This window comes from Rhodopirellula sp. JB055, from assembly GCF_043100905.1.
Taxonomy (GTDB): domain Bacteria; phylum Planctomycetota; class Planctomycetia; order Pirellulales; family Pirellulaceae; genus Rhodopirellula.
Map to the genome: position 1 here is coordinate 1 of NZ_JBICHO010000049.1, position 12,980 is coordinate 12,980.

Annotated in this window: 10 protein-coding genes; 4 read left to right on the forward strand and 6 right to left on the reverse strand. The window is 55.0% G+C overall.

Annotated features, from left to right (window positions below):
• Positions 1-157: 157 nt before the first annotated feature.
• From ACF8AM_RS01820 to ACF8AM_RS01830, 3 genes are read right to left on the reverse strand one after another with little or no spacing between them, the layout of a single operon-like run.
• Positions 158-505, reverse strand: coding sequence for a DUF4870 domain-containing protein (locus ACF8AM_RS01820; RefSeq protein ID WP_392553995.1), 348 nt, complete (start codon positions 503-505; stop codon positions 158-160).
• Positions 506-553: 48 nt separating this feature from the next.
• Complete coding sequence (locus tag ACF8AM_RS01825; RefSeq protein WP_392553996.1) at positions 554-1,108, reverse strand: GNAT family N-acetyltransferase; 555 nt, start codon at positions 1,106-1,108, stop codon at positions 554-556.
• 43 nt (positions 1,109-1,151) lie between these two features.
• Positions 1,152-1,865, reverse strand: a complete 714-nt coding sequence (locus tag ACF8AM_RS01830) for a sulfite exporter TauE/SafE family protein (protein WP_392553997.1) — start codon at positions 1,863-1,865, stop codon at positions 1,152-1,154.
• A 178-nt stretch (positions 1,866-2,043) separates the two neighbouring features.
• Here ACF8AM_RS01830 and ACF8AM_RS01835 point away from each other — a divergent pair, with 178 nt between their 5' ends.
• The 4 genes from ACF8AM_RS01835 (at position 2,044) to ACF8AM_RS01850 (ending at position 9,713) form a co-directional block, all read left to right on the forward strand.
• On the forward strand, positions 2,044-3,672 hold the full coding sequence (locus ACF8AM_RS01835) for a hypothetical protein (protein ID WP_392553998.1): 1,629 nt from the start codon (positions 2,044-2,046) through the stop codon (positions 3,670-3,672).
• Entirely contained in the window at positions 3,669-7,289 is a 3,621-nt protein-coding gene (locus ACF8AM_RS01840; RefSeq protein WP_392553999.1) for a family 16 glycoside hydrolase, read from the forward strand. The genes ACF8AM_RS01835 and ACF8AM_RS01840 overlap by 4 nt, the downstream gene beginning before the upstream one ends.
• Positions 7,290-7,355: 66 nt before the next feature.
• A complete protein-coding gene (locus tag ACF8AM_RS01845; RefSeq protein ID WP_392554000.1) occupies positions 7,356-8,834 on the forward strand; it encodes a hypothetical protein in 1,479 nt (492 codons plus the stop codon).
• Between the two features lie 180 nt (positions 8,835-9,014).
• Positions 9,015-9,713: a Uma2 family endonuclease gene (locus ACF8AM_RS01850; protein ID WP_392554001.1), complete on the forward strand. Its 699-nt coding sequence runs from the start codon at positions 9,015-9,017 to the stop codon at positions 9,711-9,713.
• Between the two features lie 20 nt (positions 9,714-9,733).
• Here ACF8AM_RS01850 and ACF8AM_RS01855 read toward each other — a convergent pair whose 3' ends face one another.
• Genes ACF8AM_RS01855 through ACF8AM_RS01865 form a run of 3 tightly spaced genes read right to left on the reverse strand, consistent with a single transcriptional unit; the run spans position 9,734 to position 12,929 of the window.
• Positions 9,734-10,528, reverse strand: a complete 795-nt coding sequence (locus ACF8AM_RS01855) for a methylamine utilization protein (RefSeq protein WP_392554002.1) — start codon at positions 10,526-10,528, stop codon at positions 9,734-9,736.
• Entirely contained in the window at positions 10,525-11,244 is a 720-nt protein-coding gene (locus tag ACF8AM_RS01860; RefSeq protein ID WP_392554003.1) for a response regulator transcription factor, read from the reverse strand. Before ACF8AM_RS01860 ends, ACF8AM_RS01855 begins: the two co-directional genes overlap by 4 nt.
• Positions 11,241-12,929, reverse strand: a complete 1,689-nt coding sequence (locus ACF8AM_RS01865; RefSeq protein ID WP_392554004.1) for a sensor histidine kinase — start codon at positions 12,927-12,929, stop codon at positions 11,241-11,243. The genes ACF8AM_RS01860 and ACF8AM_RS01865 overlap by 4 nt, the downstream gene beginning before the upstream one ends.
• Positions 12,930-12,980: the final 51 nt, after the last annotated feature.

The window sequence follows — 12,980 nt, forward strand, 5'->3', positions numbered from 1 at the left end:
CATGCTTTTCGCCTAAGCGCCGGCCTGCTTGGATCCATCAAAGTTCCCCAGGACGGGCCGTTCGGAATCAACGGTCCTCTACAAGTGCCGGCGGGGTTCCAGGTTGCGATCGGTTGCTTCTCGATCGGCCACTCTGTGAGCTGCTTTGTTTACCTGTTCAGACGAAGTGAATCGTCAGAGGGTACTTCCAAACCTCACCCTGGCTGGCTTTGATCCCTCCAATGATGGGGAAGATCACACTCAACACGGCCAGGATCAAGAATCCCAAGAAACCGATTCCGACAAACAGCAGGATCGTGCAGAGAATGCTGAAGAGGAATTCGGTGATCAACCAGTTGGTGACGTTTCTCCCGTGTGCGTCCAAGGAAGGAATGTCGTCTTTTTTGAGTTGCCAGATCACGATTGGGGCGAGGAAACCTGCGATTGGGACGACGTATCCCGCAAATTGCGAGAAATGCAAGATCATTGCCCAGGTGTTGGCGTTTGGGTTTGGGTCGTATTGCATATTGGAGGCCTGTTGGAGTGAAAAGATTCGTGGCAGTTGAACAGGCAGTTATTCGTGGTCGATGAGGCGCTTCGACAGAAAAAGGGTTTCACCGAGTTCGGTGTCGATTTCGGTTCCAGCGAATCCGGTTTTCGAATACAGCGAACGAGCTGGCTTGTTTCCGCGATAAACTTCGAGCGTGATTTTGCAACAATTGCGTTCGTTCGCGAGTTCGGTGATCGCTTTCATCAGCAGGGAACCAACACCCTTTCCTCGATGCGGAGCGCTGACCATGACGTCGTGAACGTTCAAAACGGGGGCGGCGGCAAAGGTTGAGAAAACTTCAAAACAGTTTGCTAGCCCAATGGCTTCGGTTCGCTGGTCGGGATGGTTGATCATCGCGAACAGGGAAACTGCATTGGGGCGTTGGGCAAGTTCAGTTGCCACTCGCTGTTGGGCACGCTTACTCAGTCCCGGGCTTCCGATGGCTGGGTCGTCTGCGTATTCGGAGAGGAGGCGAATCAGTGATTGGCGATGTGGTTCGTGGGTGTAGTCCACGCGAAGGATTTCAATATCCAAATCGGATGTTTGGTTTGCGCGTTGAGGGTTGGTTTCCGTCGACATAACGCATTGGTGTCCGGAGGCACGAATTTTGGAATCGTCGGATTCAGAACCAACCCATCAATCGCATGGCGGCGATGGCGGTGAAACCGAGAAGAATGGTGTTGAACCAAGTTTGGGAAACTCGGGTGACCAGCCATTTTCCGGACAACATTCCAAGTGGGATCATCGGAGCTAACACGGCGCCCACCAACAATGTATCGGGTGTGATGAGGCCGAGGTTGTAGCTCAACGGGAGCTTCAGGACGTTTAATACAAGAAACAGCCACGCGCTTGTGCCGATCAATTCCCACTTTGGCAGGCTGACCGCCAGAAGATAGAGTGCAACCACTGGCCCAGCTGCATTGGCCAACATCGTTGTTAGACCTGCCAGTAAGCCGAGGAAGATGGAGAACCAGGCTTGGTGGGGGAATTTCTCAAACAACTTGGGCCGTAGAAGACGGGCGGCTTGCACCGCGGTCAATGCGAGAATGATCCCACCAACAAGTGTCTTGAAATGTCCGGGATCGAGTTGGTCCATCATCGCCCATCCAATCAGAATCCCTATCAGTGTGGGGGGAAGCAATCGACGGACATGGGACCAGTCTGCTTTTCGTCCGAAAAAGCGAATGGCGCAGAGGTCGCCAACAACCAACATGGGCAGTAACACGCCAGTGGATTCCAACGCACCAAAAACAAAGGCGAAGAGGACCACGTGCAACATGCTGATGCCGGGGAATCCAGATTTGGAGAAGCCGATGCCGGTGGCGCCCGCTGCCAACAGAGCGATTTGGTCGGGAGTGAGCGATGAAAGCATCGGATTTTGTGTGAGTCAAAGGTGTGTCAGGTGCAATGGCTGAGGTTGGGAGTATCTACAATGACTCAGGGTTCACGAACCCCACCCCACCCGCCGAACTAGGCTCTATCCCCAGATTCCCGCCTTCGACAAAAGTGCAACCATGGTCAAACGCTTGGGTTTTTCTGTCCTTTTCTATCGAATGGGCTGGCGTTGGTCGCTCCTTTGGCTTGTTTGTTTCTTTGCCAGTCCTGCGTTTGTTCGAGCAGAGGAAACAGCGGCAAGCGACTCGACGATCCGAGAGGGGTTTGCGTCGGAGTTATTGATTGGGAGTGCTCAACGAGAGATCACGCCGCCGACGGGTTTTCCAATTTCGGGCTATTTTCACGAGCGTTTGGCCACGGATATGCGCGACCCGTTGTTTGCCAAAGCGATGGTTTTCGAGCAAGACGATACGGTCGTGGTCTGGGTGGCGTGTGACTTGGTCGGCATCACGCGAGATTTATACGAAGAGGTGACGCGGCGATCGGAATCGTTGCACGGGATTCCGGTGAAACATCACATTGTTTCAGCGACGCATTCGCACACCGCCCCTGACTATCGGGCGCATTTGGTGCGTCATCTTCGTAGTGAGTGGAAGGAGTCGGGAAGTGGCGAAGCTTCTGATCAGGCGAAGATTCCTTACGCTGAAAAATTGATCGATGGGATTGTGGGAGCAATTGGCGATGCCGCGTCGAACAGGCGTCCCGCGAAAATGATGGCGGGGCAGGCGATTCAATCGGTGCCGGTGTCATTCAATCGACGTTCGGTGATGAAGGACGGCAGCATTCAGACTTGGCAGCGGGAGTCCAACCCAGCTCGAATTCGCGCCGCTGGTCCGATCGATGATCAGTTGGGCGTGATTGCGGTCGTGGATCCGAAAACAAACCGGCCATTCACAATTTGCAGCAGTTATGCGTTGCACTTGGACACTGTCGGGGGGACTCAGTGGAGTGCTGATTACCCGGCATACATGCATCGGGCCGTGGCGGAAAAGTTTGGCGATGAAGTGCTCTCGATTTTCGGGGCTGGCACTTGCGGTGACATCAATCACTCCGATCCATCTCGTAAAGAACGCAACTCGTGCGAGTTCATTGGGCATTCTTTGGGCGAAACCTTGGTGCAAAAGGCTCGTTCGATGGTCGAAGGGGCAACCGAAACATCACCGGACGAGAAATCGCAATTAAAATATCGTCACGCGGTGGTCCCGTTGCCGCTGCAAACATCAACGGAACAGCAGATCGAGCGAGCAAAGTCGTTGATTCCCCTGGCTCGCGGGGGTGAAAAGGTGGCGTTCGAGGACCTCGTCGTTGCCAACCGAGATGCTCAGTTGGATCGCCTGACCCACAATCCTTCGTGGATTGACGCGGATGATCCAGCGAATGTTTCGCCAATGATTGCATGGGAGGGCATCGGAGATCATTTGCCAGTCGAGGTTGCGTCCATCACTTTGGGGGATGAGTTGGCCATCGTCTTCCTGCCTGGAGAAGTTTTTGTTGACTTGGGGTTGGCGATCAAACGACACTCGCCATTCAAAACGACACTGGTGATTGAGTTGTCCAACTGTGTCGAAACGGCTTATTTGCCAACGCATGCCGCGTATGCTCAAGGCAGTTACGAGGTCATCAACTCACGAACCAAGCCTGGATCAGGTGAAAAACTAGTTGCCGCGGCGCTCGCCCTGCTGCGTAGCGCGGCCTCCGACGAAACCACTGTGAAATACGAACTCCATTCTGAACTGACTTCTCGATGATTCTGACTTTGAAGACACTGCTTTTGCGACTGCGTCCGCCAGTTCTGAGCTCACTGGCCGGATTGATTCTGGTTTTAAGCGGTTCGATTGGATTGGTTTCTGCTCAAGAGACGGTTTCCGATGACCCTGACTTTGCATTGCAGGGCGAGTACATCGCGGATGAGATCGGAGTGCAGGTCATTGCCATCGGCGACGGCGAGTTTGACGTTGTGATTCACGAAGGCGGCTTGCCCGGAGCTGGTGCAAAGCCTTCGCCTCGAAAAATTGAGGCGGATGAAGATGTCCTGTTGGGATTGTTTGATTCGATGAATCTGCGCCGGGTCGAGCGGGTTAGCAGCACGATGGGCCGGTCTGCTCCCGCGAAAGCCACCGTGCTGTTCGATGGGACCAAAGAATCGGCGGAAGCGAATTGGGAGAACGGTCGCGTCAGTCCTGAAGGTTGGTTGATGCAAGGGACATCGAGCAAGCAGAAATTCCAAGACTACACGTTGCACTTGGAGTTTCGGACTCCGTTCATGCCCAAGGCAACGGGCCAACAGCGTGGCAACAGCGGTGTCTATCACCAAGGCCGCTACGAAACTCAGGTGTTGGATTCGTTTGGGTTGGAAGGGCTCGATAACGAATGCGGTGCGATTTACACCGTCAGTGCTCCCGCGGTCAACGTTTGTTATCCGCCAATGCAGTGGCAGACTTACGATGTTGATTTCACGGCGGCGCGATTCGATGATGCAGGGAAGAAGGTCGCTGACGCTCGGATGACCGTTCGTTTGAACGGAGTCATTGTTCAGAACAACGTTGTTGTGCCGAATGCGACTCGAGGAGCGAAATTGAAGGAGGGGCCCGAGCCGGGGCCCATCTATTTGCAAGATCATGGGAACCAGGTTCGATACCGAAACATTTGGGTTTTGCCACGAGACGCGGAACGCGAAGCCAAGCGTCCGATTGTTTCAGGCTTTGAACGTTTCGTTGGCACCGACGCGTTGTCGATGGCCGACGCGGGCGAAGTTCTGATCGACAACTTGGCATGCGGAGCGTGTCACGCAGCAGGAACATCGATGTTGCCCTCGCAAAGTGGCCCCGATTTGTCGCAGGTGTTCGGGCGAGTTCGCGCTGATGCCATCGTTGACATGATTGCTGATCCTCACGCCACCAAACGCGGCACAACAATGCCCGACCCCTGGCCAGGAATGGAGGCGGCCGAACGACGGGAACGCGCGCAAGAAATCGCGAGCTACCTGCATTCGCTCAACGATCAGCCACTTGAAGACCGTATCGTCAGTGACAAGCTCGCTGATCGCGGCGAAAAGCTGTATCAAAAAGTGGGTTGTGCAGCCTGTCACTCGGCTGATCCCGCCAGTCCCAGCCCAATGTCGGTTCCGCTGGGCAAGCCACACCGCAAGTACACATTGCCGTCTTTGACGAAGTTCTTGAAAACGTGCAACCAACTTCGTCCGGGCTTGCGAATGCCAGCGATGGTCGGCACCGACGAAGAGATCATGGCGGTCGCGGCTTACCTGACTCGTGAGGTCACCGTGGGCGAAACCGCGGATGCATTCACCAGAAAGGTCTATCACGGATCATGGAAGAAACTGCCAAAGTTTGATTCGTTGGAACCAGTCTCCGAAGATCGAGTCGGTGGGCTGAAGTTCGATGACTTGAAACGAAGAAATAACTTTGGGGTGGTCTACGAGACCGATTTGCACGTCAACGCAGATACCAAGTTGACGTTTTACTTGGCCAGCGATGACGGCAGTGCACTGGAAATTGATGGGCATCGATTGGAGAACGATGGGATCCATCCTCACAAAACGGTCCAAGCTGAATACGACTTGAAGGCCGGGGTCTATCCAGTTCGCGTGGAGTACTTTGATGGTGGAGGACAAACGTCGCTGAGCTTGGAAGTGGAAGGCGATTCCTTTGCTCGCGATGACATTGCCTATTGGGTCAGCAACACCGTCGGTGGAAAGCCGCTGGATTTGTTGCCAAGCGAATTTGTGGCGGACTCTTCTCTGATTGAAAAAGGCAAGCAGCAATTTTATTCCGCTGGATGCGCCAATTGCCACTCGGTCGGTGCGGGCAAAGCTTCCGATTTGCAAATCGTTCAAGCACCCGCGTTGGATCAGGCGAGCGAAGGAAAGGGCTGTTTGGCGGAGAAAGTTTCCGCACCTGCAGTCAACTTTGCCTTGGGAGCTTCGCAGACGTCTGCGATTGAATCGGCACTGAAACGCCGACGCTCGGGACAACGCCCCAAGGTGACTGACGCTCGACGAGTTCACATGACGATGGTGGGGCTGAATTGTTATGCCTGTCACCAACGCGGTGGCGTTGGCGGGCCCGAGTTGTCCCGTGATGAGTCGTTTGTGTCGACGGTTCCCGAGATGGGACTGGAAGGCCGTTTGCCCCCGCAATTAACGGGTGTTGGCGACAAACTGACTCCGCAAACAATCACCGATGTGTTGAATCACGGTGCCAACCTTCGCAGCTACATGGGCACGCGAATGCCGGCGTTTGCATACGAGCCACTGCGAGACTGGCATGCTGCGGTCGGACGTTTGGACATGGATCCGACGGTTGAAGCAGCGGACACCACCGCCAGTGAATCGACGGTCGTTTCCAACGGTCGCCAGCTTTGCGGCAACGACGGGTTGTCCTGCATCAAGTGCCACAGTTTTGGAGGAGATACCGGAGGAGGTTTGGGTGCGATTGATCTTTTGACAATGCCCAAACGACTTCGATACGAATGGTTCCAACGCTATTTGCAAAACCCAACGCTGTATCGACCTGGTACTCGGATGCCGAACAGTTTTGTGGATGGCAAGTCCTCGATCACCACGATCGAAGACGGCGATCCGGTCAACCAAACCGACGCCATTTGGAAGTATCTGTCGCTTGGTGACAAAGCCAAAGAACCGGTCGGTCTGAAGCAGAATGCGATTGTGTTGAAGCCGGCCGAGCAAGCACTGCGGATCTACCGGAACTTCTTCACCGGAGTCAGTGCACGCGGAATTGGAATTGCTTTCCCGAACAAAACCAACCTGATCTGGGATGCCGAGCAGATGACGTTGGCTCGGGTTTGGAAGAACGGCTTCTTCGATGCATCGATGCACTGGCGTGGTCGCGGACAAGGTCGCCAGGAACCGCTCGGTGATGCGGTTTCGATTCTTGAGGGACAGTCGACATTGGCTCAGCTTTCAAGCGTTGCTGCGGCTTGGCCCAAGGAGTCGGCAAGAGCCCGAGATTTCCGTTTCGGTGGATATCAACTGAGTGGCGGCGAAACCATTGCCATTGGGTTTGCTCGAGGTGATTTGAAAGTGGAAGACACCATTTCTTCTCAAACGCCGGCTGGTGAGAAAACGTCGCCTCAACTGAGCCGAACGTTGACGGTTTCGGTTCCTGCTGCAGATGGCAACGATCAATGGGTGTGGCAACCGACCGACCAGCCCATGGAGCTTGTGGAAGAATCGGAGGGCACGCAAGTCTTCCGCATCAACAATCAAGCGAGTTTGCAGGTCCAGGGGATTCAGCTTGAGAAGGTGATGGTGGATGGCAAAGCGATTTGGCGTGCTGCCCTGCCGGAGGGAGAAACAGTGACGATCCATCAAACGATTGCTTGGTGACGTCCATCCGACGCGTTGCTTTGAACTGACACATTTGCCACCGAACTTTTTTTGACGACCTGAACGATGAACTTCATGCAAATTCGACCTTTGGCCAGCTTGGCCTTGCTGCTGAGCTTTGTTCCAGCGATCCATGCGGATCAACCGAAGGAGAGCGACTACTACACGATCACGACCTTCGAAACTCCGGAGGGCGAAGTCATCGAAGCGTGTGGCTTTGAGTGGATGGAAGACGGGCGATTGGCGGTGTGTTCGCGTCGCGGTGACATCTTCATGATCGAGAATCCGCTTGCTGAAAAAGTGACCGCGGATCAGTTCAGCGTGTTTGCTCGCGGGCTGCACGAACCACTCAGTTTGACCGAACAAGACGGATGGTTGATCGCGACGCAGCGTCCTGAAATCACGCGATTGAAAGACACCGACGGAGATGGTGCCGCGGATGTCTTTCAAACGCATGCCGATGGATGGGGCGTGTCGGGTGATTACCACGAATACGCGTTTGGATCGAAGTTGGATGCCAACGGTGACATGCTGATCACATTGTGTTTGACAGGTTCATTCAGCAGCAAGGTTCCGTTTCGCGGGTGGGCGATGAAAATCACTTCGGACGGCCAAACCATTCCGTATTCCAGCGGCGTGCGCTCGCCCGGTGGGATGGGGACCGATTCGAACGGCCATGTTTTCTACACCGACAACCAAGGTCCTTGGAATGGAACGTGTGGTTTGAAGATGCTGCGAGAAGGAAAGTTCATGGGCCATCCCGGTGGTTGGGATTGGTATGACGATGCACCGAACATGGGCAAGCGTCCTCAAGAGCCTGAAAGCGGCAGTCGCATTTTGACCGAAGCGGCCAAAATCCCAGAACTGGTCCCGACGGTAGTCATGTTCCCGTACAACAAGATGGGAAAGAGTGCGTCGGGCATCGTTTGCGATCAGTCAGGCGGCAAATTTGGTCCGTTCGAAAACCAATTGTTCGTGAGCGATCAGTCGCAGAGCACGGTCATGCGAGTCGACTTGGAAGAAGTCGATGGCGTCTGGCAGGGCGTTTGTTTTCCGTTCCGACGAGGGTTTGCCTCAGGCAATGTCGGGATGGAAATGGCACCCAATGGATCAATGTTTGTTGGCGGAACCAACCGCGGTTGGGGATCAACCGGGCCGCGACCATTCGCGGTCGAACGATTGGATTGGACTGGGGAAATTCCGTTTGAAATCAAGCACATGAAGTCAACGGCAGACGGCTTTGACTTGGAATTCACTCAACCAGTGGATGCCGCGACGGCGACCGATTTGGCGGGTTATGAGATCGAGACTTACACGTACGAGTACCGTTCGCAGTACGGCAGTCCGGAAGTGGATCCGACCAAGCCCTCGATCACATCGGCAACTATTTCGCAGAACGGGATGCACGTGCGATTGGTGATCGACGGATTGCAACTCGGTCATGTTCACGAGCTTCATTCCAACGGTGTCCGCAACCAAGACGGCAACCCTTTGCTGCATCCTCAGGCGTACTACACGCTGAATAAGATCAACGAGGGCAACTAGTAATCGAATTCAGCTTGGGTTTTGAGTAGTGGACGAGGCAACGAGTCCTTGATGCAGGATTGAGCGGAAGCATTCGTTGGCTCACCCTCGAAGGTTCGCCCATCAACCACGCCATTTGGGAACATTGGTTTTAGAAGATCGTGTTTGAGGCTGATACGCGATTGGAGTTAGAATGTGACCATGCAAATTCCCCGTCTTCCCAACGCCACCGCGACTGCGGCTTTGCCTCTCAGTGTCGCTGACACGCTGACGGACCTGGGGGGCATTTCGTCCGATCGATTGCGGGTGGTGGAAGCCTCCAGGCCTGCGACAGCGGAGGATCTTGCCATCCTTCATGCTCAGGGCGTGATGTGCGAACTCGTCGACGGCCAATTGGTGGAGAAGCAGAGGGGGTTCAAAGAATCACTGCTGGCACTCGCGATCGGGCACTTTCTGTTCCAGCATGTGTCGAAACACAAGCTGGGCATGGTCTCGGGAGCGGATGGTTTTGTAACCCTCTTTCCCGATCTGATTCGCGGTCCCGACGTGGCTTTTTTGTCTTGGGACCGGCTGCCGGGCGGAGAATTGCCGGAGGAGGCGTTCCCTCGAATCGTTCCTGATTTGGTGGTGGAAGTTCTCAGTCCCGGAAACATTCGGGCGGAAATGGCTCGCAAACGTCGCGAATATTTTCACGCTGGCGTCCGGTTGGTTTGGACGGTGGATCCCATTCGAAGGTCCGTTGCCATCTTCACCTCGGCGACGCAGTCATCAGTGCGTGGCGAAACGGAATCGCTCGATGGTGGTGAGGTTCTGCCCGGGCTGAAGATCAATTTGGCGGAAGTGTTCGCCGTTCTGGACGGTCCGGATGTGGACGAAAATCCTACCGTCGTAAACGGTTGATGGAGCAGCATTCCTCGTTGTCACTGTCCGGTTGATCCTGCTGTTTGAACGCTCGCAAAGTTCTCGGGTGAAAGCTTCACTTGACCCAGGTCGTTGGTGCCTTTGACCAAGTTGATCTTGAATCGATTGCGGTCCCACTGTTGAACGTTGCCATCGATCGTGATGTTGGTCAGGTGGCGGGCGTCTTCATGGAAGATGCGAAAAGTGAGTTCCTGGTTCTCGGGAAGACCTTTGATTTCAATTCGCCCTTGAACATCGCTGACGGCGGCGTAAGGGTGATCGAGAACGACCAGCCAAGCTCGCATCCAAGGGTGAATGTTGCAGTCAATCGGTATCGGTGCGGGCTCTGCTTTTTGCAGGGAAAAGTCGCGATTATTGCCGGCAGGAATGAGGATACCCGAGTGATGGTTTCGAATGAAATTGATGTTGATGTTGTGACCTACCTTGGCCTCGGACACATCAAAGACCAGTTTGTCTCCGCTTTGAGCAAGAACCACACGCGGCTCAAAACGGCAGCCTTTTGCCCGTAAATTTCGAGTTTGCTTGGACGGTTTGGAAGCAGGCAATCGCGTTCCTCCACGACCGGTGTAGAGGTACACGACAACGTTCCGAATGCCCTTTGTTTCTTGGTCGACCAGAAGACGCTCATCGAGCAAGTTCAATTGGCCGCAGACTGCTTTGTCCCTGTCGACGTCAAGCGGTTCAGGGGTTGGAGTTGGACCATCAAACAAGAATTGCATTCGCAGATCAGCGGCATGAGTGGAAGCACAACACCACGTGACCAAGCAGGCAATCGAAAGGGTGAGCGTTTTCATGGGTGAGCCTTGCACTCGTAGCGGTAGCCGAGGCCATAAACGGTTTGGATAATGCGGGGGTGCTTGGGGTCTCGCTCGATGCGTTTGCGGAGTTGGCTGACGGTTTGGTCGATCGTACGGCTGTTGGGGACTCGGCCGGGACCCCAGCATTCTTGAAACAGCGTTTGGCGATGCACCACATCCCCGTCAGCGTCATGCAGCAAGATCAAGATTTGCAGTTCTCTTGCAGTGAGTTCAATGGTCGTTTCGCCACGAGTGGCTCGCAGTTTTGATGGGGTGACTTGCAAGTCGTCCATGTTGAACGTGACATGCGTGGTCGGGTCTTTTACGCAGGGAGGTTGGCTGGGTTCCGGTTGGCAGCGTCTGAGGACGGCTTTGACTCGGGCGATGACTTCGTGCGATCCAAACGGTTTGCTGATGTAGTCGTCCGCACCCAGTTCCAGCCCAACCACTTTGTCGATCTCGTCGCCCTTGGCGGTGATGAAAATGACCGGCGTCCGGTGGTCTTCGGCACGCAGAAGTCGACAGACGTCAAAACCGCTTGTTATGGGCATCATCACGTCGAGGCACACCAAATCGAACTTCTTGGATTCGATCATTTTTGATGCTGACAGGCCATCACCGACTGTTGCCACGTCGTAGCCCTCTGCGCCCAGTAATTCCTCCAGGGCAGCACGGGTGTGCCGGTCATCTTCAGCGATCAAGATCCGGGTCATGATGGTTCGGTTGGGGATGACGAGACGTGATTGGATGTTGGGTTCACCGGTTGCAGGGTGAAGCGAAAGTGGGATCCCGACTCGGAAGGAATCCAGGTCAGTTCGCCACCGTGCCGACGGGCCGCGTTGCGGGCGATCGCCAGTCCCAGGCCTGTTCCGGCTGGTGCTGACAAGGAATCGTCAAGTCGCTCGAAGGGTTCGAAGATGCGTTTTGCTTCCGACTTGGTGATCCCTGGACCCTTGTCGATCACGTCGATGGTGATCAGGGTCGCTGTTTGGACGCTGGTCAGTGTGGCTCGCTTTCCAGAGGCCGCGTATTTTTCGACGTTGCTGAGCAGGTTCACCAGGACCAGTTCGATCACATCGGTGTCGATCGGGATTGCTTCGTTGGCGTTGAGCTTCAGATTCGTTTTGATCTCGAGACTCTCGAAAGCGGGAGCAAAACTTTCCACGACGCGGCGGATGATTTGGTCGGGGGCTTCGATTGTCGGACGCAGTTTGCCTTTCCCCGAAACCATGTCGAGAACGCCTGTGACCAATCGGGAAAGACGCTGACTCTCCTCTTCGATCACATCCAAACGTTCCAGCAACCGCCCACGTTGGTTGGGCTTATCTGATGATGACGCCGTTTCCGAGTCCAGATCGCGTTTGGCGAGTTCAGCGTACAGGCGAATGTTGGTCAACGGCGTTCGCAACTCGTGCGACACATGGCTGGCGAAGCTGACGCGTTGTTGAGCCAACGCCATTTGACGCCGGATCGTTGTCAAGACATACACGCCGAGCAATAGCATCGTGGTCGCGAGCGCCAGCAAGGTTGCCAGCAACGGAATGGTTCCGTCGGCCAGCCATCCCGGATTGGGTGTGATGGATGGTGTGTAGAGCAACCGCCATCCGTTCCAGGGTGACTCCATCCGTATGGTTGCCAGCGGTTGGGATTGGTTGGTTGCATTCGTGGAATCTCCCCAGCGGTACACCGTTCGATCGGTGCTGTCTCGCAGTTCGTATCGCCCGCTCTCATCGGGGGAAGAGGCGGGCAAGGCTTCGACAAGGTCGGCCATCCATCGCCCTCGTTCCAGAACGATCCCGGTGGCGGTTTGGTCGGATCGTGGCAACCACAGCACCAATTGCAGGCCGTCCTCGTGGAACCAGCTTTGCCAGCGAGTGCTGGTGGTTGATGAGGTGCTCGCGAACGATGATTTTGACGTCCGGGAAGTTCGTGACTGCGGGAGGTTTTGCTTGATGGACGACAAGGATCCGGAATCACCTCGAGGAGCATTGGCTTCCTCGATTTCTCCAATCGGTCGACCGCGAGCGAGTTCACTCAGGGCGGCGTGCCACAACGTTTCTGATGTTTCGTCGACAACAGGTTTGCGAGGGTAGATCAAACGCCCATCGCGATCGACCAACAAGACCGAGCGAACGATGGGCGTAGAACGGCGAAGCTCAGCGAGCTGATCTAAGTCACGATCGGCAACGCGAAGTTGGTTGCCCAAATCGGTTTCATATCGCTGGGCGATGGGACGCAAGTTGGAACTCAAGTCACGTAGTCGCCCAGCGAAAAGTTGTTGCAACTGTTCTCGTTGCTGCTGTTGTTGCCGCGCGAGCGTGGCGGTTCCGAGCCAGCCGATCAAGATCAGCGGCGAAACGATGAGCAACAACAACGCGAGAACGTGACGCAGAGGCAAAAGAGATTACCGACGAGGGGCGGAGGATTGGGAAGGCGAGAGACTGGGGAC